General features: G+C 70.3%; 20 protein-coding genes. 14 read left to right on the top strand and 6 right to left on the bottom strand.

Features of this window, described 5'->3' with window-relative positions:
* Window positions 1–357: 357 nt before the first annotated feature.
* On the top strand, window positions 358–1,242 hold the full coding sequence (locus AB0F72_RS37860) for a tetratricopeptide repeat protein (RefSeq protein WP_360442497.1): 885 nt from the start codon (window positions 358–360) through the stop codon (window positions 1,240–1,242).
* 28 nt (window positions 1,243–1,270) lie between these two features.
* Here AB0F72_RS37860 and AB0F72_RS37855 read toward each other — a convergent pair whose 3' ends face one another.
* A complete protein-coding gene (locus AB0F72_RS37855) occupies window positions 1,271–1,636 on the bottom strand; it encodes a hypothetical protein (protein ID WP_360442494.1) in 366 nt (121 codons plus the stop codon).
* Between the two features lie 210 nt (window positions 1,637–1,846).
* On the opposite strand from AB0F72_RS37855, the gene AB0F72_RS37850 reads away from it, so the two are divergent.
* Window positions 1,847–2,449: a DNA-binding response regulator gene (locus tag AB0F72_RS37850; protein WP_360442491.1), complete on the top strand. Its 603-nt coding sequence runs from the start codon at window positions 1,847–1,849 to the stop codon at window positions 2,447–2,449.
* On the opposite strand, the gene AB0F72_RS37845 is transcribed toward AB0F72_RS37850, so the two are convergent.
* Together AB0F72_RS37845 and AB0F72_RS37840 are read right to left on the bottom strand one after the other, a co-directional pair.
* Window positions 2,450–5,935 carry a tetratricopeptide repeat protein gene (locus AB0F72_RS37845; protein WP_360442488.1) on the bottom strand — a complete coding sequence of 1,162 codons (3,486 nt, stop codon included), beginning with the start codon at window positions 5,933–5,935 and terminating at the stop codon, window positions 2,450–2,452. It abuts the gene before it with no gap.
* A 112-nt stretch (window positions 5,936–6,047) separates the two neighbouring features.
* On the bottom strand, window positions 6,048–6,464 hold the full coding sequence (locus AB0F72_RS37840; RefSeq protein ID WP_360442485.1) for a MarR family transcriptional regulator: 417 nt from the start codon (window positions 6,462–6,464) through the stop codon (window positions 6,048–6,050).
* Window positions 6,465–6,578: 114 nt separating this feature from the next.
* Between AB0F72_RS37840 and AB0F72_RS37835 the strand changes: the two genes are divergently transcribed.
* On the top strand, window positions 6,579–8,318 hold the full coding sequence (locus tag AB0F72_RS37835) for an ABC transporter ATP-binding protein (RefSeq protein ID WP_360442583.1): 1,740 nt from the start codon (window positions 6,579–6,581) through the stop codon (window positions 8,316–8,318).
* A 12-nt stretch (window positions 8,319–8,330) separates the two neighbouring features.
* Here AB0F72_RS37835 and AB0F72_RS37830 read toward each other — a convergent pair whose 3' ends face one another.
* On the bottom strand, window positions 8,331–8,816 hold the full coding sequence (locus AB0F72_RS37830) for a MarR family transcriptional regulator (protein WP_360442482.1): 486 nt from the start codon (window positions 8,814–8,816) through the stop codon (window positions 8,331–8,333).
* Between the two features lie 74 nt (window positions 8,817–8,890).
* Here AB0F72_RS37830 and AB0F72_RS37825 point away from each other — a divergent pair, with 74 nt between their 5' ends.
* Window positions 8,891–10,954 (top strand): MMPL family transporter, encoded by a 2,064-nt coding sequence (locus AB0F72_RS37825; RefSeq protein WP_360442479.1) that lies wholly within the window; start codon window positions 8,891–8,893, stop codon window positions 10,952–10,954.
* 46 nt (window positions 10,955–11,000) lie between these two features.
* Here the strand turns inward: AB0F72_RS37825 and AB0F72_RS37820 are convergent, their stop codons facing one another.
* Window positions 11,001–12,152, bottom strand: coding sequence for an LLM class flavin-dependent oxidoreductase (locus AB0F72_RS37820; protein ID WP_360442476.1), 1,152 nt, complete (start codon window positions 12,150–12,152; stop codon window positions 11,001–11,003).
* Window positions 12,153–12,195: 43 nt separating this feature from the next.
* Between AB0F72_RS37820 and AB0F72_RS37815 the strand changes: the two genes are divergently transcribed.
* The 4 genes from AB0F72_RS37815 (at window position 12,196) to AB0F72_RS37800 (ending at window position 18,192) form a co-directional block, all read left to right on the top strand.
* A complete protein-coding gene (locus AB0F72_RS37815; RefSeq protein ID WP_360442473.1) occupies window positions 12,196–13,461 on the top strand; it encodes a sulfite oxidase in 1,266 nt (421 codons plus the stop codon).
* Window positions 13,462–14,433: 972 nt separating this feature from the next.
* Window positions 14,434–15,465, top strand: a complete 1,032-nt coding sequence (locus AB0F72_RS37810; protein ID WP_360442470.1) for a LacI family DNA-binding transcriptional regulator — start codon at window positions 14,434–14,436, stop codon at window positions 15,463–15,465.
* An 82-nt stretch (window positions 15,466–15,547) separates the two neighbouring features.
* On the top strand, window positions 15,548–17,221 hold the full coding sequence (locus AB0F72_RS37805; RefSeq protein WP_360442467.1) for a glycoside hydrolase family 13 protein: 1,674 nt from the start codon (window positions 15,548–15,550) through the stop codon (window positions 17,219–17,221).
* A 170-nt stretch (window positions 17,222–17,391) separates the two neighbouring features.
* On the top strand, window positions 17,392–18,192 hold the full coding sequence (locus AB0F72_RS37800) for an SAM-dependent methyltransferase (RefSeq protein ID WP_360442464.1): 801 nt from the start codon (window positions 17,392–17,394) through the stop codon (window positions 18,190–18,192).
* Between the two features lie 17 nt (window positions 18,193–18,209).
* Here AB0F72_RS37800 and AB0F72_RS37795 read toward each other — a convergent pair whose 3' ends face one another.
* On the bottom strand, window positions 18,210–18,401 hold the full coding sequence (locus tag AB0F72_RS37795; protein ID WP_360442461.1) for a hypothetical protein: 192 nt from the start codon (window positions 18,399–18,401) through the stop codon (window positions 18,210–18,212).
* Between the two features lie 44 nt (window positions 18,402–18,445).
* Between AB0F72_RS37795 and AB0F72_RS37790 the strand changes: the two genes are divergently transcribed.
* From AB0F72_RS37790 to AB0F72_RS37765, 6 genes are all read left to right on the top strand, one after another.
* Entirely contained in the window at window positions 18,446–18,676 is a 231-nt protein-coding gene (locus AB0F72_RS37790) for a hypothetical protein (protein ID WP_360442458.1), read from the top strand.
* Window positions 18,677–18,748: 72 nt separating this feature from the next.
* Window positions 18,749–19,798 carry a hypothetical protein gene (locus AB0F72_RS37785; protein ID WP_360442455.1) on the top strand — a complete coding sequence of 350 codons (1,050 nt, stop codon included), beginning with the start codon at window positions 18,749–18,751 and terminating at the stop codon, window positions 19,796–19,798.
* 96 nt (window positions 19,799–19,894) lie between these two features.
* A complete protein-coding gene (locus AB0F72_RS37780; protein WP_360442452.1) occupies window positions 19,895–20,818 on the top strand; it encodes an amino acid ABC transporter permease in 924 nt (307 codons plus the stop codon).
* A gap of 254 nt (window positions 20,819–21,072) precedes the next feature.
* Window positions 21,073–21,819 carry an amino acid ABC transporter ATP-binding protein gene (locus tag AB0F72_RS37775; RefSeq protein ID WP_360442449.1) on the top strand — a complete coding sequence of 249 codons (747 nt, stop codon included), beginning with the start codon at window positions 21,073–21,075 and terminating at the stop codon, window positions 21,817–21,819.
* Window positions 21,820–21,833: 14 nt separating this feature from the next.
* Window positions 21,834–22,814, top strand: a complete 981-nt coding sequence (locus tag AB0F72_RS37770) for an ABC transporter substrate-binding protein (protein WP_360442446.1) — start codon at window positions 21,834–21,836, stop codon at window positions 22,812–22,814.
* Complete coding sequence (locus tag AB0F72_RS37765) at window positions 22,811–23,506, top strand: GNAT family N-acetyltransferase (RefSeq protein ID WP_360442443.1); 696 nt, start codon at window positions 22,811–22,813, stop codon at window positions 23,504–23,506. Before AB0F72_RS37770 ends, AB0F72_RS37765 begins: the two co-directional genes overlap by 4 nt.
* Window positions 23,507–23,791 lie beyond the last annotated feature (285 nt).

Genomic DNA, 23,791 nt, shown 5'->3' with positions numbered 1-23,791 from the left:
CAACTCCACACGCACGGCGGCGACACGACCCGCGTGGGGAACTGAGGCGGGGACCGCACCCCAACTCCACACGCACGGCGGCGACACGACCCGCGTGGGGAACTGAGGCGCGGACCGCACCCCAACTCCACACGCACGGCGGCGACACCACCTGCGTGGGGAACTGAGGTGCGGACCGCACCCGAACTCCACACGCCGGGGCCGGCGGCGGGTCGCGCCGGACCGCGTTCGTCAGTGCCGGGAGACTCGGGGACTGGTGGGAGTGCGGTTGGGGACGGGGACGCGGCGTACCCGATAAAACCGGAGTGCAACGCGGCTGACCCGTAAGTCGCAGGTGTCGCGGCCGAATAGGGCGGCGTGACGCAGCAGCCGCTTCTCGACCCGCCCGCCGGACCCTCGATCCTCGACGAGGCCGACATTCTGCTTGCCCGCGGACGGGCCGGTGACGTCGTGGATCTGCTCGCGCCCCATGTCGGGCGGGAGCCGGAGGACGTCGCGGCCTGGCACCGGATGGCCCGGGCGCGGCTGGATCTCGGCGACGCGCGGGGGGCGATGCGGGCCGCGTGGGCGGCGTGGCAGCAGGACCCGGACGGCACGGAGTCGCTGTACTGGATCAGCCGATCCTGCACCGCGGCCGGTGAGCACGCGGAGGCCATCGCGACGGCGGTGTCGGCGTGCCAGCAGGATCCGGGGAATCCGCGGTTGCACAACCTGCTCGGTACGGCGCAGCTGGCTGACGGCCGGGTCGCGGACGCGGTGGCGAATCTGCAGGTCGCCGTGGAGCTGGCCGGGTATGACGCGGACCTGCACGTGACCTATGGGCTCGCGCTGTTCGCGGCGGGTCGTCCGCTGACCGCGCGCGAGGCCGTGGGGCGGGCGTTGACCTTGGAGCCGGAGCATGCCGGGGCCCGGGCCGCTTCGGCCCGGTTCGAGAGTGCCATGCGCGGGGTTGCCGACGCGCCCACTCTGGCGGAGGCGGCTGATGCGTTCGCGGAGTCGTTGCGGGTGCGTCCGGGTGACCAGGGCGGCCGGCGGGCCGGGGCCGCGCGGGATGCCTTCGCCTATGTGATGCGGGTGTCGTTCGTGTGGTTCTTCACGGCGCTCCTGGGCGTGGGGGCGCTCGATCTGATGGGGCTGGTGACGGTTCCCGATGGTTTGTATCTGACGTTGCTGTGTGCGGCGGGGATGTTCGCTCTGGTGGCGCGCCTCGCCCGGCCTGTCGCCGGTTCGCCGTTGACCTGATGGACCCCCGGAGAGCCCGGGCTGGTTCTCACAGCTCGGGGTACATCTCCCCGTAGTAGGGCGTCGATTCGATCAAGGCCTCGGCCCGGTCCTCGCCCAGGTCCGTGATCGTCAGCCACCGCTCCTCGTCGTCGTCCTCGACAGCGACGAGGCCCGCCGCGGCCAGCTCGTGGACGACGGCGTCGAAGCCCTCCCTGGTCCACGGCATGCCGGTCACCTCGAATACCTTGTCGTCCGTGAAGGCGTACTCCGCCGCATCGCCGCTGAGAGCGATGAGGATTCGCTCCGGCCCGTCGAATCCCCCCAGCAGGTCGTGATTCACCAGTGGCGGCTCCCACTGTCTGTTGTCGAGCGGCTCGAACGGTGATCCCCCGCGGTCGTCGTCGTACAGCATGGTTCCCCCCGTTCGATGAATGCGTCGCCCGGCTGCTGCTGAGGCTAGGAGTGACAGCTCTGGCAGGTCCAGGTCGAGTTGCGCGCACAGTGATCACCGAATGACGCTCAGTGCAGGGAATGGCGTCACCCTGACGCCAGGTTCGGTGCCGGCGGTCAACACACCGCGTCCCTGCTTCCCGGCACAGCGAACACCGTCGATGATCGGGACGTGCGGGTAGCTGTCGTCGATCCTCTTCCGCTGTACCGCCACGGCGTCGCGGCAGTGCTCGCCGCCGCGGGACACGAGGTGGACACCCCGGCCGACGCGCTCGGCTGGGCACGGCGCCATCCGGGTACGGCAGTCCTGCTCACCGTCGGCGCCGAGGCCGACTGGGCACTGCTCGGCCGGCTCGTGGCGATCGGTCAGCAGACCGCGGTCGTCGCGGTCCTGCCATCGCCCGGCGGCCACAGCGGCGCCGAGGCCGTCCGCGCCGGAGCCGCCTCGGTCATCGGCCGGGCGATCGCACCGGAAGCGCTGTTGCGCGTCATCTCCGGGCTCTCCACCGGCGACGCGACACTACCGCTGGACGCGCTGCGGTTGCTGGCACTCGGCGCGGACGAGGCGGACGACCGGGACCGGCCTCCCCCGGAACAGATCGGCTGGCTGCGCCGGCTGGCCGGCGGATCGACGGTGGCCGCCCTCGCCACCGAGGCCGGCTATTCGGAGCGGGCGATGTTCCGGCTGCTGCACGGCCTGTACGAGCGCATCGGCGTACGCACCCGGACGGAGGCGCTGATCCGGGCGCACGACCGAGGATGGCTGCGCGGGTGATCAGCTGCCGGTCTCCCCCCTGGCGGCGGCGATCGCGGGGGCGAGCCGGCCGGTTCCCGCATCGAGGCTGGTCAGCAGCCGAGCGAGCCGGTCGATGAGCCCGGCCGGCCGGCAGATGTCGCGGGCATGACCGAACGCGGTCAGCGCCTCGGTGAGGTCCGCACCGCCGTTCATGTGCAGGCCGCAGATGGCGAAGCCTTCGAGGTCCCACGCGCCGAAATCGGCCCTGTCGATGTCACGCCGGGTGAAGGCCTCGGTGCGCAGCTCCCGGAAGACGTCCGCCGATTCCGCCGCTCCCTGGCGGCTCAGCGCCAGCGCCTGGATGCCGAGCACCGCCAGGGAGTGCCCGGGGTGCCGGCGCCGGGCGGCCACGTCGATGTGATGCCGCGCCTCGGCGAAGTTCAGCTCGGCCACATAGATCGCGGCCATCGTCGTCCGGGCCTGCACGAAGACGCGCGGATCGCCGATGTCGACCGCCAGGTTCGCGGCGCGGCGCGCTTGCAGCAGCGCCATGTCGCTCCGGTTCACCGCGAGCAGCCGGTCGGCGTCGATGTCGTAGAGATGGCAGGCCGTCGCCGGGTTGCCGGGTTCGGCGCCGGTCGCCGCGATCTGCCGGAGCCGGCGGTCCGCCACGTCGTACTCTCCGCATTCCACGTGGCGGCGGGCAAGCTTGAGCAGGAGCCCGTGGACCTGGCCGGTCCTCCTGCCGGGGCCACCGGCCAGGTCCAGCGCCCGTTCGAGATGCTCCTTCGCGGCGGAGAAGTCGCCACGGCGGCGAGCACAATCGGCCAGCCCTTCCAGCGGCGCGATCTCGTCCCTCGCCCGGCCACGCAGCCGGGCGAGCGACAGGGCTTGGTCATATCTCGTGATGGCGTCGTCGGTGTCACCGCATCCGGCCCGCTGGAAATGGACGCCCGCCAGATTGTTGAGGAGCTTTCCGCGGTTCCGCACGTCGTAGGGCCCGGTGGCCAGGGCGAGGGCCTCCGTGAAGTGTTCCTGCGCTTCGTCGAAACGGCGCAACTCCTGGTACTCCTGGGCGAGCCAGTTCAGATTCCGCAGCTTCGGCACGCCGGTCAGGTGGGCGCGGAGCCGCACGCGCTGATCGGTGAGAAGCCAGCCGTATCCCCAGCCCAGCAAGTACTTCCGCTCGATCTCGTCCATGAGCGTGGCGGCCTGGTCGAACTCCCCGCCGTCGAGCAGGATGTCGACACGCGCGCGGTCCGCCCACAGGTCGGGAAGGCGCCGGATCGGGTCGGGCCGCCGGCCGGCCAGATGGGCACAGGCGCGTCTGCCGAGGTCACGGCGAAGCTGGGCGAAACCCTGCTGCGGCAGCACCCGCCGGTCGTCCGGCGGCTGGAGGTAGAAACGCTCCGAGCCGAGCTTGCGGATCAAGCCGCGGCCGGCGAGTCCCAGCAGCGTCCTCCGGATGGCGGTGACCGAGCTACCCGGCCCCAGGACCGCGTGCACGGCCGCGGCGTCCACCGGGATCCGATAGATCGCCAGCGCCCGCAACACCGCGCGCGGCCCCTCGTCCAGATGCCGGAGGACCGCGTCATGAAGAACGTCGATGACCCGGTCCGGCGCCACCCCGTCCAGGTGCCCGGCTATCCGCGCCAGATCGGCGAACTCGGTCTCGGCACTGTCCAGCAGCGCGAAGGCGAGTTCGGCGGCACGCGGATTGCCATGGATACGGTCCCGGAACAACCCCCACGTGTTCTCCTCGACGCCGGACAGGCGATGGACCTCGTTCCGGTCGAGCCGCCGGAGGAAGTCCCTCAGCTGGGCGGCGTCGAACTCCGACTCGAACGACTCGATGGCGAACTCGTCGACCCACGGGTTGTGCGCCGGCTCGGGTGCCTCCCGGCCGACGAGCACCACCGAGACCGTGCGGTTGTCGGACGAGGTGAACTGGTGCAGGACGTCACCGAGGTTCGCATCGCGGATCGTCCGAGTCGGATCGATCAGTCGATCAGCCGAGTCGATCGCGATGACGACACGCCGCCCCGCGGCGCGGGCCAGCAGTGGATCCAGCCGGCCGAGCAGCAGGTCGTTCGGCCGTCTCGGACCGCCACCGGTGACGGGCGCCGGCGTCTCGCCGAGCGCGCGCTGAAGTTCGGCGACCAGGTCGGCGGCGCCGAAGGCGGAACCCAGATGGATGTCGATCGGGCGCGGGACGACCAGGTCGGCGCCGGCCCGCTCGGCCAGGGAGTCCATCGCGCTGCGGATCGCGTGGGACTTCCCGATTCCCTCGGAGCCGGCCAGCACCAGGACGCCGGCGGGCGGATCGGTGATCAGCCGTGACCACGAGGGCCGGCGATGGTCCGCCCGCACCGGCCGAGGCGGGAGCAGGTTCAGCGCCTCCTGAGCCGTCCGCGCCGCGAAGGTGAGAAACCATCGCGACCTGATGTCGGGCCGCCCCGCGAAGATCAGAGCGGCTGCGGTCAGCGACAGCAGGAAGTTCGGAGTCCACTGCGCCTCCGTCCAGCCGTTCACGCAGATCAACTTCTTGCAGGTACGGGCGATCCGCCGGGCCGCGTCGCTCACTTCCGGCGGAAAGGCACCTGTGCCGGCGCCTCGGCGACCCAGCACCAGGTCGACCAGCGGGGCGCTGTCGTCGGGCAGGTCGGCCCCGCGCCGCGCCAGGATCGAGCACAGCAGGTACGCCGGGTCGTAGGCGACGAAGCCGTCCGGCCGATAGGTGGACATGTCGATCAGCCGGAAGTCGCGAGCCCGTAATCCACCGCCGGCGGACGGCATCAGGATGTTCTCACCGTGCAGGTCGCCGTGGCAGTGTCCGCGGAAAGCGATCATCGGCCGGGCGGCCAGATCGCCGCCCCGCATCACGAGGTGCACCGGATTGGGCAGGCCCGCGCCGCCCGGCAGCTGAGCGCACGAGGGTTTCAGCAGTTCGGGCCAGTTCTGTTTGAGCCAGGTGTAGAGCGCGCCTCGGGGACGGCAGGTCCGTTCCGCCAGACCGGTGAGCATGTCGTCGGCGGGCATCTCCTCGGCCTGCCGGTCCGCCGCTCGGTTCCAGTCGCGGACGAGATGCTTGACCACTGTGGCGCACGCCTTGCCGAGCCGGTCGTCGTTGAGGAGCACCCGGAGCGGCTCGAGCGATCGGCCGTCGACTGCCGCGTACTCCATGAACATGATGATGGAGTCCTTCTCCACCGTGACCGGGCCTTCCGGCCAGGGCCGGACGAGGTGGTCGCGGAACGGCCGCGGGGCGTAGGTCACCGCGTCCATCAGCGTTCCGAAGTCGGCTCGGGTCCGCTCGCTGGGCCGCAGGTACTTCATGACCAGCCGGTGGTCGCCGCTCCCGGTCCGCACCGCCACGACGGCAACGACGGCGTCGGTGAATCCGGTCGTCAGCGGATCCTCCAGCCGAAGCCGGAAACGCCTGTTGCGGAGCCAGAGCTCCAGCTGGTCGTACGCGATATCGGGCAAGCTGCCCCGTAGCCGCGGATCGAGAGTGGCGTCGTTCATCGCGCCTCCGGAGGCCAGTTGACGCCGCTCGCACGCAGTCACACAGCGCGGCGTTCCGGTCACCGTCGAGAGTAAAGGTTGGCAGCCGTCGTGGCGATGCCGCCGAACGCGCTCAGCCCCGGAGGATCCGCAGAATGCGCGACAAATGGGCGCGGTCCTCGGGGTTCAGCGCGGCGAAGAGGCGCTCGCCCTCCTCGGCCCGCGCCGCGTGGATCGCGGTGGCCGTGGCGACGCCCTGGCCGGTGAGCGTGACGAGCGTCGCGCGCCGGTCGGCCGGGTCCGGGCTCCGCGACACAAGACCGTGTTGTTGCAGGTCGTCCACGACCTCGGTGGCGGAGCGGGGTGCGATCCGCAGGTGCTCGGCGAGAGCGCTGAGCCGCATCTCGCCGTGCCGGGCCAGGACGGCTATCGCGCGGGACTGCGACGGGGTGACGTTCCACGGCTCCAGCGCCACCCGGGTCCCGTGCCGCAGGCGCCGGGCGACCGCCCAGAACACCTCGAACAGGCTCTCGTCCTGACCGTCATCCACGGGAACAAGGTAGCAGCGGTTGCGGTTGTACCCTCACGTTGAGGTAACCTCAGGATATCGACTCGGAAGGAAACGAATTTGGCGGAACGCCCAGGGCGGGGCGCGGCACGGACCGTGACCCCCGCGGAGAAGGCCCAAGCACGCGCCGTCTCCCTGCGCCGGATCGGCGCGTTGTTCATCGGGCACCGGCGGCAGCTCGCCGTCGTTGTCGGCGTCATCGTGATCTCGTCGGTTCTCGCGATGGTGTCCCCCTTCCTGCTGCGTGAGGTCATCGACGTCGCGCTGCCGGACGGCAATCTCACCCTGCTGGTCTGGCTGGTCGCCGGAATGGTCGCGGTCGCCGCCGCCACGTCCGCGCTCGGCGTGGTGCAGACGTGGATCTCCACGCGAGTCGGCCAGCGTGTCATGCATCGGCTGCGCACCGACGTCTTCGCCCATCTGCAGCGGCAGTCGGTCGCCTTCTTCACCCGCACCCGCACCGGCGAGGTGCAATCCCGGATCACCAACGACATCGGCGGCATGCAGCAGGTGGTCACGTCCACCGCCAGTTCGATCGCGTCGAACACCACCACCGTCATCGCCACGCTCGTCGCGATGGCCGCCCTGTCCTGGCAGCTGACCCTGGTCTCGCTGGTGGCGCTGCCGCCGGCGATCTACTGGACCAGGCGTGTCGCGCGGATGCGGCAGGCCATCACCGCGCAGCGGCAGCGCGAACTGGCCGAACTCAACGTCATCATCGACGAGGGCCTGTCGATCAGCGGCATTCAGCTGAGCAAGACGATGGGCGCCGGCGACGCGCAGATCGCGCGCTTCACCGAGTCGTCGCACCGGCTGATCGACCTGGAGCTCCGCTCCGAGCTGGCCGGGCGCTGGCGGATGGCGACCATGAACATCGTCTTCGCGGCCATTCCGGCGGCCATCTACCTCGCGGCGGGACTGCCGTTCAGCACGATGAGCATCGGGACCCTGGTCGCCTTCACCGGGCTCCAGGCCGGTCTGTTCCGGCCGCTGATGAGCCTGCTCGACGTCGGCGTCACGCTGACCTCCTCGCTCGCGCTCTTCCAGCGCATCTTCGAATATCTCGACCTGCCGGTCGAGGTGCGGGAACCGGCGAGGCCCGTGCGGCTCGAGCAGGTGCGGGGCCACTTGCGCTTCGAGGACGTCACATTCGTGTACGGGGACAGCGAGACAGCCGCCCTGGCCGGAGTGAGCCTGGACGTCCCGGCGGGCTCGTCATTGGCGCTCGTCGGCGAGACCGGATCGGGGAAGAGCACGATCGCGTCGCTGATCGCCCGTCTCCACGACCCGACGTCGGGTCGCGTGACGATCGACGGCGTGGACGTGCGCGATCTGTCCCTGACGGACCTGGCGAGCATCGTCGGCGTCGTCAGCCAGGAGACCTACCTGCTGCACACCACCATCCGGGAGAACCTGCGCTACGCGAAACCGGACGCCACCGACCAGGAGATCGTCGCGGCTGCCCGGGCGGCCCAGATCCACGATCTGATCGCGGCGCTGCCGGACGGCTACGACACGATGGTCGGGTCACGCGGACACCGCTTCTCCGGTGGCGAGAAACAGCGGATCGCGATCGCCCGGACCCTGCTGCGGGATCCGCGGATCCTGGTCCTGGACGAGGCGACGAGCGCCCTCGACACCGAGACGGAACGGGCCGTCCAGCGGGCGTTCGACGCGCTGTCGGTGGGCCGGACCACGGTGACCATCGCGCACCGGCTGTCCACGGTCCGCGACGCGGACCAGATCGCGGTGATCGACCACGGCCGGATCCTGGAGTCCGGCACCCACGAGTCGCTGCTCGATCAGGGCGGCCGGTACGCGACGCTCGCCCGGTGACCGGGCGGGCGGTCAGCGTTTCCTGAGCTCGTCCCGGTACTCCACCAGGGCGCTCGTCATCCCGTTCAGGAATTTCTCGATGGTCTGCAGTTCGTCGACGTTGAACTGGTCCATCACGGCGTCGGTGTGCGGGCGCAGCGGTGTGAAGAACGCCATCGCCAGCGACATCCCCGCGTCGCCATAACGCAGGTGCACGACGCGCCGGTCGGTGCTCTCCCGGGTCCGGCGCAGATGCCCGCCTTTCTCCAGCCGGTCGATCAGAGCCGTCGTGGCGCCCGAGGTCAGACCGATCGCCTCCCCCAGCTTGCCCGGGGTGAGCGGGGTCCCGTGACGCTCGGCGTGCATCACGGCCAGCAGCGCGTGCATGTCGGTGGCGTGCAGATGGTTGCGGTTGGCGAACGCGTGCCCGATGTGCTGTGCCTCACTGCTGTACGTGTTCAGCAGGTCGACAAGCGCCCTGCGTAACCGCTGGCGTTCGGCGGTCTCAGATACCTCCACGGGGGTAAGTGTTGCAGATCCGCGGTCTGTCGTGAACAATCTCGATTGTAAAGATTCTCAGTCTTGGAGGTTTCATGAGAAGGGCATGGGCAACGCTGTTGCTGGCCCTCGTCATCGGCGGGGCGATTCTCGCCTTCGCCGGCTCGACGACCACGGACAACGACCCCACCTCGTCGCTGCCGTCCTCCGCCGAGTCGACCAAGGTCGCGCAGCTACAGAAGGAACTGCCGTCCGGTCGGACGAACCCGGCCCTGATCGTGATCGCCAAGGGTGGGGAGGCGCTCACCGACGCCGACCTGTCCACGGTCAAGGAGCTGGGCCAGCCGATCCTGTCCGAGGACCGGAAGGCCGCGATCATCACGATTCCGCTGGCCGCCACCGGCAACGCGGACGAGACCATCACCGCCGTCCAGGAGCTGCGGGACAGGGCCACGGCCGGGCTCCCCGCCGGAGTCACCGCGCAGGTCACCGGCGGCGCCGGGTTCAGCGCCGACCTGTCGGACAGCTTCAGCGGCGCCAACACCCGCCTGCTGATCGTCACCGTGGTCGTGGTGACGATCCTGCTGCTCATCACGTACCGCAGCCCGATCCTCTGGATCGTGCCGCTGTTCGTGGTCGGCTTCGCCGACCAGCTCGCGGCGAAGGCCATCGCGCTCTTCTCGCAGCACACCGACCTGGCGATCAACGGCTCCACCACGGGCATCGTGACAGTGCTGGTGTTCGGCGCCGGCACGAACTACGCGCTGCTGCTGATCTCGCGGTACCGCGAGGAGCTGCACCAGCACGAGGACCGCTTCGAGGCCATGCGCAAGGCGCTGCGCGGCGCCGGGCCGGCGATCCTGGCCAGCTCCGGCACCGTCTTCCTGGCCCTGCTCACGCTGCTGCTGGCGAGCCTCAAGAGCAACGCGGCGCTCGGCGTGACAGCGGCCGTCGGTGTGGCGATCGCCGCGCTGTTCGCCCTGGTCGTGCTGCCGGCCGCGCTGGTGATCTGCGGCCGCAAGCTGTTCTGGCCGTTCATCCCGCGGGTCGGGCGGGCCGGCGCGGAGAGCGAGCGCGGCTTCTGGGGCAAGGTCGGCCGGGCCGTGGTGAAGCGGCCGGTCGCGGTCACCGCCTTCTCGATCGTCATCCTGGGCGTCCTCTCCCTCGGCGCGCTCGGCACGAAGGTGGGCCTGTCGCAGACCGAGCAGTTCCGGGTCGAGGCCGAGTCGGTGCAGGGCCTGGAGACGCTCAGCAAGTACTTCCCGGCCGGCGCCGCCGGTCCGGCGACGGTGCTCACCGAACCGGCCAAGGCCGAGCAGGTGCTGAAGACCGTCTCCGAGACGCCGGGCGTGGTGCAGGCCCGGGTCGCCGAGCAGAACGCCGAACTGGCCAGCATCAGCGCCGTCCTGCAGGCGGCGCCGGACACCGCCGAGGCGTTCCAGACCATCCGTGACCTGCGGGAGAACCTCGACGGCGAAGCGCTCGTCGGCGGGACCGTGGCGACCGCGCTGGACACCCGTGACGCCGCCCGCCACGACCTGAGGACGATCGTCCCGGTGATCCTGGGCGTGGTGTTCCTGGTGCTGGTGCTGCTGCTGCGGGCGCTCGTCGCCCCGGTGCTGCTGATGGCGACCGTGGTGCTCAGCTTCCTGGCGTCGCTGGGCGCCGGCTCGTGGCTGTTCCGGCACGTGCTCGACTACCCGGCGCTGGACAACTCGGTGCCGCTGTTCGCGTTCCTGTTCCTGGTGGCGCTCGGCGTCGACTACAACATCTTCCTGGTCACCCGGGCCAAGGAGGAGACGGCGACGCGCGGCACCCGGGACGGCATGGTGCACGCCCTCGCCGTGACCGGTGCGGTGATCACCAGCGCGGGCATCCTGCTCGCGGCGGTCTTCGCGGTGCTCGGTGTGCTGCCGGTCGTCACGCTCACCCAGATCGGCATCATCGTCGGCATCGGCGTCCTGCTGGACACGCTGCTGGTGCGGACCGTGCTGGTGCCGGCCCTGGCGACGCTCACCGGTGACAAGTTCTGGTGGCCCGGCCGGCCGCACGCCCGGTCCGTGGAGGGTCCGGAAAGCGGGAACGACGAGCCGCACCGGCCCCGGCATGACTGGGACTCGAAGGATCGCGCCAAGGTCGGCGAGCACGCCGACAACTGAGCGGAACGAGAGCGGCCCGGACGCGTACGGCGTCCGGGCCGCTCTCTCATGACGGGGACTGGATGGGCACCCCGGCGAACGGGATGGCGCTGGTGGAGGTGCCCCGGTCCCCGGCCGGGTGGCTCCACAGTCCCCGCCGCCGCAGTTCGGGCAGCACGCCCTCGCCGAACCAGTACGCCTCCTCCAGGTGCGGGTAACCGGACAGGATGAACTCGCCGATGCCGAGCGCCGCGTACTCCTCGATCCGGTCGGCGACCTCGGTGTGGCTGCCGACCAGAGCGGTTCCGGCGCCACCACGGACCAGGCCGACACCGGCCCAGAGATTCGGCGAGACGACCAGGCCGTCGCGATTGCCGCCGTGCAGTTCCAGCATCCGGCGCTGGCCGACCGACTCGCTGCGGTTCAGGCCTGCCTGAACCGCAGCGATGTCCTCCTCCGAGACGTTCCGCAGCAGCCGCGCCGCCTCGGCCCAGGCCTCCTCGGCCGTGTCCCGCGTGATCACGTGCAGCCGGATCCCGCATCGCATGTCCGGCTTGAGGGTGCGGATCCAGGCCAGCTTCTCGGCCACCTTCGCCGGCGGCTCGCCCCAGGTCAGATAGACGTCGGCGTGCTCGGCCGCGACCGGCCCGGCGGCCTGGGACGATCCGCCGAAGTAGATGGCGGGACGCGTCTCCGGAACGCGCGACAGGACGGCGTTCTCGACCCGCAGGTGCTCGCCCTCGTGCGTGACCGTCTCGCCGCGCAGCAGCCGGTTGATGATGCTCAGGAATTCGCCGGTGCGCGCGTAGCGGGCGTCCTTGTCCAGGAAGTCGCCGAACTGCCGCTGCTCGTGCGATTCGCCGCCGGTGACCACGTTGAGCAGCAGCCGCCCGCCGGAGAGCCGCTGGAACGTCGACGCCATCTGCGCCGCCAGGGTCGGCGAGACGAGGCCGGGCCGGAACGCGACGAGGAACTTGAGCCGCTCGGTGACCTCGGTGAGCATCGCCGTGGTCAGCCAGGCGTCCTCGCACCAGGCGCCGGTGGGGGTGAGCGCGCCGACGAAGCCGAGCTGCTCGGCGCTGCGCGCGATCTGCCCGAGGTAACCGATGGTCAGCGGGCGCACCCCGCCGGCCGCGCCGACCGGCACACCGTGGCCGCCGCCGACGATGTCCCGGGAGTCGCCGTTGGTGGGCAGAAACCAGTGGAAGTCCATGCGCATCAGGCTACCCACAAGTCCTATCTAATCGATAGGATCCCCGGACATGAACGAGGTTGAATACGACGAGCGTCGTCTGCAGGATTTCGTGGCCGGCCGGGCACGCGGCTTCTCCCGGCGTGACCTGCTGCGCCTCACCGCCGCGGCCGGCGCCGGCACGGCCCTCGCCGCGGCCGGCTCCTCCCCCGCCGCGGCCGGCTCCTCCGCTGCCGCAGCCGGCTCCTCCGCTGCCGCGGCAGCCACCCCGATCGTCAAGCCGCTGCCGCCGGAACTGTTCCGGGCGCTCGGCACGAACGCGGAGACCCGCTGGGCGGCGCTGAAGGACGTCGGCTACTACGTGCCCGTCGACAGGTTCTTCGTGCGCAACCACACGTCGACGCCGGTGATCGACGGTGCGTCGTGGAGCCTGTCGCTGTTCGGTTCCGGGCTGCGCGACGGGCCGGTGCGGTTCAGCCTCGACGACCTTCGCCGGTTGCCGTCCGTGACCGTCGCGGCAGCCGTCGAGTGCGCCGGCAACGGCCGCAGCTACTTCACCTCACAACAAGGACAAACCGTTTCCGGTACGGCGTGGACGCTCGGCGCCGTCGGCGTGGCGAAGTGGCGCGGGGTCAAGCTGTCGACAGTGCTGCGCCGCGCCGGGCTCAGCCGGCACGCCGTCGACGTGCAGCCGGTCGGCCTCGACGCGAACTTCGTCAGCGGCGGGGTGGACCTCGGACCGGTGCGCCGGCCGTTCCCGATCGAGAAGGCCCTCGACGACGTGATCCTGGCCTACGAGATGAACGGCGTTCCGCTGCCGCCCGACCATGGGTACCCGGTGCGGGTCGTCGTACCCGGCTGGATCGGCATCGCGTCGATCAAGTGGGTGGGCAGCATCGAGGTGTCGGCGGAGCCGCTGTTCTCACCGTGGAACACGCAGTTCTACCGGCTGTTCGGGTCGGCGTACCCGGTGGAGGGCCAGCCGTTCGACGGGCAGGTCGTCAAGAGCGCGTTCGAGCTGGACGCGGGCACGGTCTTCGAGGCCGGCAAGCGAACCGTGCTGACCGGCCGGTCGTGGTCGGCGCACGGCCCGATCCGCAAGGTCGAGGTGAGCACCGACGGCGGGGCGACGTGGAAGCGGGCGCGGTTCTACGGCGCGTCGCCGGGGCAGGTGTGGCAGCGGTGGGAGCTGGCGTGGACACCGGCGGCGGGGGCGCACGAGCTGCTGGCGCGGGCCACCGACGTACGCGGCAACACCCAGCCGGACGTGGCGGTCCACAACACCCTCGGTTACCTGTTCGACGCCGTCGTGAAGGTGCCGGTCAGCGCCGCCTGAAAGCCTCCCGCGGCCGTCCGCACGGACCGCAGCCCCATCCGAACCACACCGTCCTCGGCCCGGGAGCCGCGCAAATGTCAGCGCTGTGCACTGGGAGCCAGCTGGTCCGGCTGGTGCTCAGTGCCCCGCGCCCCGCGTGCCCCGGCGATCCCGCTGGCGTCCTGCGGCTGGCATCCCGCACCCTGGCACCCCCGCCTTGCCGATCTTGGAACCCGCCGTCCCAGCCGTAGCCCACACCTGTGATCAAGCCGGATAACCGCTCTGACCTACGGCTCGCGCCGCCCGGCCGTAGCCCACACATGTGATCGAGCCCGGATAACCGCTCCGCCCTACGGCTGGCTCCGCCCGGCCGTAGCTCACGCATGTGATCAAGCCCGGCCTCCCCGGCTGCCGCGAGGTGACATCCCGAGCCCTCGAGGTATATACGAGCCGAATACCCCGTTAGTGGCGGAGTCGCCTCAATAGCCAGCAGGGAGTGCTGTGCCACTGGGAGCCGGCTGGTCCGGCTGGTGCTCAGTGCTGTTTCGGCATCTCGTCGGCAGCGCTGACGACCAGCTCACCTCTCCCGGCTGGCTGCCAGTGCTCCCGAGCGTCCATTTTGTCCGCGCTGAGAACCAGCCGGCCCCGATCGCTCCAAGATCCGTCAAGCAACGACACGAGCCGGCGCCGATCGCTCCAAGATCCGTCAAACAACAACACGAGCCGGCGCCGATCGCTCCAAGGTCCGCTGGACGCCCGCGCCGGCACAGCCCCCGCCAAACCTGCCACGCGCCCTCAACCGCGCCGGCTCTCGGCGGAGACCACCCGGTGTCGGCCTCTACCCGGCGAAGATCCCCGGTCACCACAATGCGTGAGCGGAGAGCCTGTGGCGTAATGGGAAAGCTTCGCGGCGGCGGAGGACGGCCGGTCACCCCGTACCCAATGGGTGGGGTGACCGAAAGTTATGGTGGTCGCCAACCCTAGGGAGCGGTCATGCGGTCGAGGAAGCCCACGTCCAGTGATGTGGCGGCGGCCGCTGGCGTCTCGCGCTCGGCGGTGTCGTTCGCGTTCAACAATCCGCAGCGGATCGCGGCGGCCACCCGGGAGCGGATCCTGAGCGTGGCCGAGGAGCTCGGGTATCGGCCGAGCACGCTGGGGCGGATGCTGCAGGCCGGCACGACGAACTCGATCGGGGTGCTGTTCCCGCAGCGTCTCGCCCAGGTGATGGAGAACCCGTACTACTCCCGGTTCCTGATGGGCGCCGGGCAGGTCTGCGACCGCGAGGGGTACACGCTGCTGCTCACCCCGCCCTTGCGGGACTCGGTCATCAAGGCGATCCCGTACGCGGCGGTGGACGGCTTCATCGTCTGCGGGCTGGAGGTCGACCGGGGCGAGGTGGCCGAATTGGATCGGCGCGGCATCCCGTTCGTGCTGATCGACAGTGACCGCCACGAGGGTGCCCCGAGCGTCGAGGTGGACGACCGGGGCGGCGCCGGTGAGGTGGCCCGCTACCTGCTGGAGCTCGGTCATCGGCGGCTCGCGGTGCTCAGCATCGACCCGGGGCCCGGCGTCACCGAGCGTGGCTATCGCGGCCCGCTGGCCCGGCGGCTGGCCGGGATCGGCGACGCGCTGGCCGATTTCGGTCTGGACCTCACCGACGTACGCCTCGCCGAGGTCCCGGTGACCCGCACCGACGGCTATCGGGCCACGCGAGACCTGATGGCGCAGCCGGACCCGCCGACGGCCATCGTGGCGCTCTCCGACATGCTCGCCTACGGCGCCGTGGACGCCTTGCAAGAACTTGCAGTCGACGTCCCCTCGGAGGTCTCCGTGACCGGGTTCGACGACCTCGCGGAGTCGGCCTGGTTCCGGCCCCGGCTGACCACCGTGCGGCAGCCGATCGTGACCAAGGGGCGGATGGCCGCAGACTTCCTGATCTCGGCAATCCGTGGTGAGGACCAGCATCCCCACCAAATGCTGAGCACTTCGCTGATCATCCGGGATTCCACCGCAAAACCGGCATAGAGCAGGCCTGCAAGAACTTGCTGAAAGAAAGCAGCCGTCCAGCTATGTAACACGTGTTAGTAACCTGCTAGCGTTCGTCGTCATGACAGATCAACTGATCGCACCGCCCGCCGTGGAGGCGCCGCCCGCATCCTGGTGGCGCAACGCGGTCATCTACCAGATCTACCCGCGCAGCTTCGCCGACTCCAACGGCGACGGCATCGGCGACCTGCCCGGCATCCTGAGCCGTCTGCCGTACCTGCGGGACCTGGGCGTCGACGCGGTCTGGCTCTCCCCCTTCTACGCTTCCCCGCAGGCCGACGCCGGCTACGACGTCTCCGACTACCGCACCGTCGACCCGATCTTCGGCACCGTCGCGGACGCCGAGAAGCTGATCGCCGGCGCGCACGAGCTGGGCCTACGCATCATCGTCGACCTGGTGCCGAACCACTCCTCCGACCAGCACGAGTGGTTCAAGCGGGCGATCGCCGAGGGCCCCGGCTCGCCGTTCCGCGACCGCTACCACTTCCGCCCCGGCAAGGGCGAGAACGGCGAGCTGCCGCCGAACGACTGGCCGTCGATCTTCGGTGGCCCGGCGTGGACGCGCGTCGCCGACGGGGAGTGGTACCTGCACCTGTTCGCCCCGGAACAGCCGGACTTCAACTGGGAGCACCCGGCGGTCCGCGACGAGTTCAAGACGATCCTGCGGTTCTGGCTGGACCTGGGCGTCGACGGCTTCCGGGTGGACGTGGCGCACGGCCTGGTCAAGGAGGACGGCCTGCCGGACGTCGGCCACGAGGCCGAATGGCACCTGCTGGGCGTCGGCGAGAGCCCGTGCTTCGACCGGGACGGCGTGCACGAGATCTACCGCGAGTGGCGCAAGATCCTCGACGAGTACCCGGGCGAGCGGATCGCCGTCGCCGAGGCGTGGGCGCCGACCCTGGCCAGGGTCGCCGACTACGTCCGCGACGACGAGCTGCACCAGGCCTTCAACTTCAGCTACCTGGGTACGGCGTGGAACGCCACCGCCCAGCGCCAGATGATCGACGAGTCGCTGTCGGCGATGCGGGCGGTCGGCGCGCCCACCACCTGGACGCTCTCCAACCACGACGTCGTGCGGCACAGCAACCGGCTGCTGCAGACCGGCGAGGGCGAGGTGGCCGGCCGCCGGCCCACCGCCGTCGACCCGGTCGCCGGGCTGCGCCGGGCCCGCGCCGCGTCCGCGCTGATGCTGGCGCTGCCCGGCTCGGCCTACCTGTACCAGGGCGAGGAACTCGGCCTGCCCGAGGTCGTGGACCTGCCGCCGGAGGTGCGCCAGGACCCGGCGTTCCACCGCGCCACCGGCCAGGACGGCTACCGCGACGGCTGCCGGGTGCCGATCCCGTGGAGCGGATCCGAGGCGCCGTACGGCTTCGGCCCCTCCGGCGGCGGCAGCTGGTTGCCACAGCCGGACTCGTGGGCGCAGCTCAGCGTCGCCGCACAGGACGGCGTGCCCGGCTCGACGCTGGAGCTGTACCGGGCCGCGCTCGCCGTGCGCCGCAGCCTGCCGGCGCTCGCCCCGACCGACAACCTGCGCTGGGTGCCGGCGCCGGACGGCGTGCTCGCGTTCGAGCGCGAGGCCGAGGGCCAGCCGGTGTTCCGCTGCACTGTCAACCTGAGCGACCAGCCGGTCGCGGTCGGCCGGCCCGGCGAGTTGCTGCTGGCCAGCGGCACCCTGGACGGGACGACGGACAACGTGGTGCTGCCGCCGGACACGACCGTCTGGTGGTCCATCTAGGCTCCCGGCCACCCCAGGACGGTGGGGGTGGGCGGGTCGTTGAAGCGGGCGTGACGCGTGCGGGGACGCGTCACGCCCGTACCCTTGTCATCCGTTCTCACCCGACAGCGGACGTACTGTCCTGATCGGACCCCGTTATGCTCTGCGTCACCAGATGCCAGGGAGCCGAAATGACCGACAGCGACGCCAAGCTCGACACCACAGTCCCCCACTCCGCGAGGGTGTGGAACTACTGGCTGGGCGGCAAGGACAACTACCAGGTGGACCGGCAGGTCGGTGACGACTTCGCGAACCTGTACCCGGACATCGCGGTGGTGGCCCGGCAGTCCCGGGCGTTCCTGAAGCGGGCCGTCACGCACCTGGTGACCGCCGAGGGCATCAAGCAGTTCCTGGACATCGGCACCGGCATGCCGACCGCGGAGAACACCCACCAGGTCGCGCAGGCCGCCGCGGCCGACTGCAAGATCGTCTACGTGGACAACGACCCGCTGGTGCTGGTGCACGCGCGGGCGCTGCTGACCGGCACCGGCGAGGGCCGGACCGAGTACGTCGACGCCAGCCTGCACGCGCCGGAGAAGATCCTCCAGGCGGCGGAGGGCACCCTCGACCTGTCCCAGCCGGTCGGCCTGATCCTGATGAACATTCTCGGACACGTGCCCGACCTGGAGCAGGCCGTCTCGATCGTCCGGACGCTGCTCGGCGGGCTCCCCTCGGGGAGCTACCTGGTCACCGCGGACGGCACCAACGTGATCGACGGGCCGGCGTTCGAGGACGCCATCGCGGTGTGGAACGCGAACGCGCCGCTCAGCTACCACCTGCGTCACCCGGACCAGATCCGCCGCTTCCTGGAGGGCCTGGAGGTGCTCGAACCGGGGCTGGTGCCGTGCGCCGAGTGGCGCCCGGACGCGGGCGCCACCGGCGACGAGGTGCGCGCCGTGGACGAGTACGGCGCGGTCGGCCGCAAGCCGTAACTACTCGCGATTCAGGATCAAAGGTCTCGTTCGCCCGGGAATTCCTCTGCGGTACGGGCGCCGGTGTCGTCCACCAGACCCGGCGCCATGCTGCCTCCGTGCGCCTCCTGCTCCGGCGGCGGACTCAGGCGCTCCTCGTCGCTCTCCGGCGAACCCGGCCCGTCCTGCGTGGTGAACTCGGCGAAGTTGTCAGGGTTGAGATCGCTCATGATCAGCTGATTACCCGTGGCGGCGGCTTTCTACCGTCGATGGCATGCAGTGGCTTCTCTGGGCCGCCCTGGCCGCGGCCATCGTGACGATTCTCGTGATTCTCGTGCTGCTCGTCCGGGACCTGCGCCCTCGCCGCAGGGCCCCGGGCGGCCCACCGCCGGCGCGCCGGGGCAACCGCGCGGACGACAGCTGGGCCCGGAACATCATGAACACCGACGACACCCGGCAGACCGGTGACTCCGGGTTCACCGGCGGAGGTAGCAGCGGCTCTTGACTAATCCTCAAATCACCGGACGAGCGGCCGATCACTGCGGCGCCTGATCCCGCCGACGCCCGAGGTTGCCGCATGCCCGTTTCGACCCGGCCCGCCGTCCTGCTCGCCGCCGCCTCAGTCGCCGCCGCCTCGGTCGCCGCCGGCCTGATCGTGGCCCCGAGCACCGCCAATGCCGCCGCCCCGACGAAGAGCGCCGCCGACACGACCACGACGCTGAGCGCCGCCGAGATGGCCGCGGCCATGAAGCAGGTGGCCGCCGCCTCCACCACGGCCGGCGCGGGCGGGTGGCGGACCGACCAGAAGTACGCGGTCGACGCCCCGGACACGATCGGCTCGTTCAGCGGGACGTCGACGACCCTGGTCGACCCGGTCAAGGGCCTCTTCACCGACACGTTCACCACCGAGGGGTACGGGTCGGTGACCACGTTCGCCGCCGCCGGCAGTGGCCTCTACGAGTCGGTCGGCGACCCGGAGCAACTCGCCGCACTGAAGATGATGAAGCGGACGCCGGTGAGGTACGTGTTCACCGCCGACAAGAAGCTGACACTCGCCGCGCACGTGGCGGAGAACGCGCAGAGCCCGGCGAGCGTGGCCGCCGAGTTCACCGACGCGGCCACCCGGGTCACCCACGCCGACGGCACGGCCGACTACACGGCGGTCGACCAGGAGGGCGCGCACGTCACCCTCAGTGTCGGCGCCACCGGGGTCCTGACCGGGGCGCACGCCGAGCTGGAGGGCGAGGACGGCGCGACCGAGGTGACGCTCGCCTTCGGGTACGGGCCGCAGACGGTGACCCTGCCGGCCGCGGCGGCGACGATCGGCGCGGCGGCGCTCGCGACGGGTGTCGCGTACCTGGGCATGGACACCGCGGTGCGCCAGGTGGCGAACACCGGCGCGGCCGCCGCCCGCAAGGCCGCCAAGGGCAAGAAGATCAAGGTCACTTCCCTGCGTACGGTGGTCCGCAAGGACGTCACCGCCCACAACCGGTCCGCCGCGGTGCCCGTCAAGGTCAGCAACGTCACCGGCGGCGTCAAGGTGCAGGCGACGAATCCGTGGACCCGGAAGACCACGGCGTACACGGTGAAGGCCTCCGGCACGAAGGTGACCGTGAAGAAGGCGTGACCATGTCACGATCTCTTTAAACATATACACCCGGTAGGACTTGTGGGTAATGCCCGGCGCTGCTTAGCGTTGCGGCACTGAACCACGGAGGTCCTCGTGAGTGTCCTGACTCCCATCCAGCCCAAGAACGCCGGCCCACCGGCCGATGACGACACCTTGACCGTGGTGCCGGCCCGCCACCCCTGGCGATGGGCCGGCACCGCACTGGTTCTCGTGCTGCTCGCCCAGTTCGCGCACGGCCTGGCCACCAACCCCGGCTGGGACTGGGGCACCTTCGCCGGATACTTCCTGGAGAAGTCGGTGATGGAGGCGCTGCTGGTCACCCTGCAGCTGACCGTCGCCGGCGCGATCCTCGGCTTCCTCGGCGGCATCCCCCTCGCGGCGATGCGACTGTCGAAGAACCCGGTGCTCGCCACCGTCAGCTGGGGCTACATCTGGGTGTTCCGCAGCGTGCCGCTGCTCGTGCAACTGCTGTTCTGGGCGAACCTCGGGTACCTCTACGACCGGTTGCAGATCGGCATCCCGTTCGGGCCCGGCTGGTCGTTCGCCACCGCCGACCTGATCAGCCCGTTCGGCGCCGCGCTGCTGGGCCTGGCCCTGCACGAGGCCGCCTTCGCCGGCGAGATCATCCGGGCCGGCCTGCTCTCCGTCGACCAGGGACAGCACGAGGCAGCCGCCGCGCTGGGCCTCCCCAAGCACCGTCAGTTCTTCAAGATCGTGGTCCCGCAAGCGATGCGCGCGATCCTCCCCAACGCCGCGAACCTCCTGGTCAACCTGCTGAAAAGCACATCCATCGTGTACGTCCTGGCGATCGGTGAGCTGTTTTATCAAGTGCAGGTGATCTACGGACGCAACGGCCGGGTCGTCCCACTGCTCATGGTCGCCACGGTCTGGTACGTGATCCTCACCGCCACCCTGTCGATCCTGCAGTACTACACCGAGCGCTACTTCGCCCGTGGCGCGGTGCGGACGCTCCCGCCCACCCCGTTCCAGCGGCTCAAGGCGGTGCTGTCGCGATGACCAATGTCGACAAGTTGAGCAAGGCCGACGAGTTGACCGGCGTTGACGAGTTGACCGGCGTTGACAGGTTGACCGGCGTTGACAGGTTGACCGGCGTTGACCAGTTGACCGGCGTTGACCAGTTGACTGGCGTTGACAGGTTGACTGGTGTTGACGAATTGACTGGCGCTGACGGGTTGACTGACGTTGACGCGTTGACCAGTGTTGACGATTCAGCTCGTGTTGACGGGTTGAGCGGTCCTGTTGTCGTTGAAGTGACCGGCGTGCACAAGTCGTTCGGCGCGCTGCACGTGCTGCGCGGCGTCGATCTGACCGCGCTCGCCGGGACCGTCACGGTCATCCTCGGGCCCTCCGGCTCCGGCAAATCCACGCTGCTGCGCTCGATCAACCACCTGGAGAAGGTCGACCGCGGCCTGGTGCGGGTCGGCGGCGAACTGATCGGTTACCGTCAGTCCGGCAGCAAGCTCCACGAGCTCAGCGAGCGCCAGATCCTCAAACAGCGGGCCGGGATCGGCTTCGTCTTCCAGAACTTCAACCTCTTCCCGCACCTGACCGCGCTGGAGAACGTCGCCGAGGCCCCGATTTCGGCGCAGGGCAAACCCAAGTCCCTGGTGTACGAGCGGAGCCGCGAGCTGCTCGACCGAGTGGGCCTGTCCGACAAGTCGGACGCGTACCCCCGGCAGCTCTCCGGCGGCCAGCAGCAGCGGGTGGCGATCGCCCGCGCCCTCGCGCTGGAACCCCAGCTGATCCTCTTCGACGAGCCGACCTCCGCGCTCGACCCGGAGCTCGTCGGCGAGGTCCTCGACGTGCTGCGCGATCTGGCCCGCGCCGGCACCACGATGATCGTGGTGACCCACGAGATCGGCTTCGCCCGGGAGGCGGCCGACAACGTGATCTTCATGGACGAGGGCCAGATCGTCGAACAGGGCCCGCCCGCGCAGGTACTCGACAACCCCCGGCACGACCGGACCCGGGCGTTCCTGTCCAAGGTCCTTTCCTGAGAACGGAGCTCTTCATGCGTACCAAATGGGTCTTGGCTCTTGCCGCTGTGACAGTGAGCCTTGCCGCCTGCGCCGCCCCCGAGGAGGAGCGGGCAGTGGTCCCCGCCGCCGGCGACGCCTCGGGCGCGACCACTGTGACGTTCAACGACAGCCCGGAGCAGAACCGGATCCTGCCGCCCAAGGACGACGCGGCCGCCGCCCTGCTGCCTCCCGACGTCGCGAAGAGCGGCAAGCTGATCATCGGGGTCGGCGCGTCCCCTTCCGGCTTCCCGCCGCTCGCGTTCACCGCCACCGACAACAAGACGCTGATCGGCAACGAGCCGGACATCGCCTCCGCGATCGCCAGCACCCTCGGCCTCGAACCGGTCCTGGAGAACACCTCCTGGGAGAGCCTGTTCATCGGCCTGGACTCCGGCAAGTACCAGCTCGGCGCCTCCAACATCACGGTCACCGAGGAGCGCAAGCTCAAGTACGACTTCGTCAGCTACCGCAAGGACGATCTGGGCTGGCTCGCCAAGAAGGGCTCCGGGCTGACCGTCACCAAGCCCGCCGACATCGCCGGCAAGAAGGTCGCGGTCGGATCCGGCACCAACCAGGAGAAGATCCTGGTCGAGTGGGCCGACGAGGTGAAGAAGGCCGGACTCGCGCCGGTCGAGATCAAGTACTACCAGACCAACCAGGCCACCTACCTGGCGCTCGGCTCCGGCCAGATCGACCTGTACCTCGGACCGAACCCGTCGCTCGCCTACCACGTCGCGACCACCGGGGACAGCGAGATCGTCGGCACCTACTCCGGCGCGGGCGCCAGCCTGCAGGGGCTCATCGCGCTGACCACGAAGAAGGACAACGGGCTGGTCAAGGCGTACGCGGCGGCGCTCGACAAGCTGATCGCCTCCGGTGACTACACGAAGATCCTCCAGCGCTGGAACCTCGCCAACGAGGCTGTCACCAAGGCCGAGGTCAACCCGCCCGGTCTGCCGATCGAGGGCAAATGACCCGCGCCGTCGTCGAGTCCGTCCTGGACAACCCGGCGTGGTCGTCGCTGGCCGGGGCGCACGCACGGTTCGCGGTCACCCACGGGCAGGCGGCGCGCTACCAGTCCGACGTCGCGCCGTTCCACGCCCTCGCCGATCCGGCCGACCCGCAGGCATGGGACGACCTCGCCTCGCTCGTCGAGCCGGGAGAAGCGGTGACCATCGCCGGGGCCGGCGGGGTCGCGTACCGGGGCTGGGAGGTCGCCGGCAGCATTCCCGGTGTCCAGCTCGTCGACGTGGGACTTCGGGCGTCGCCGTCGCCGGACGCGTACCGGCTCGGCGCCGGGGACGTGCCGGAGATCCTCGATCTGATCGAGCGGACCCGCCCCGGGCCGTACCTGCGGCGGACCGTGGAGCTCGGCACCTATCTGGGGCTGCGCTCCCCCGAGGGCGCGCTGATCGCGATGGCCGGGGAGCGTCTGCACCCGACCGGCTGGACCGAGATCAGCGCGGTATGCACGGATCCGGACCATCGGGGGCGCGGGCTGGCGACGCGGCTGATCCAGGCCGTGGCGGCCGGGATCCGGGAGCGCGGGGAAACGCCGTTCCTGCACACCGCGGCGGCCAACGTCACCGCGATCCGGCTGTACCAGTCGATCGGCTTCGAGCTGCGGAAACAAACCGATTTCACGGCGTATCGCCGCCTGCGCTGAGGCGGCTCCCGAAGCCGGGGCGGCACCCGAAGCCGGGGCGGCGCCGGGACCTGGGGCGGCGCCCGGAGTTGAGCGCCGCCCGGATCTGACGGCACACCGAAGTGTCCGCCAGCACGACGATGCCACACCGAGGCACGCGCTGGCGGGGATGAGGGCACACCGAAGCGGTTCGTGCGCCTTCATCCCCGCTCTGGAGCCTGTTGGTTTTTGGGGTTGGCTGCTCGTGGGCAGTGGCTGGTGATTCGGTTCGGGTGGGTGGTGGGCTGCCGCTGGGGCGGCCCGTAG

Origin of the sequence: Actinoplanes sp. NPDC023936 (assembly GCF_040639325.1) — a bacterium.
In the GTDB taxonomy this organism is placed as follows: domain Bacteria; phylum Actinomycetota; class Actinomycetes; order Mycobacteriales; family Micromonosporaceae; genus Actinoplanes.
This window is presented reverse-complemented; position numbering and strand designations above follow the sequence as displayed.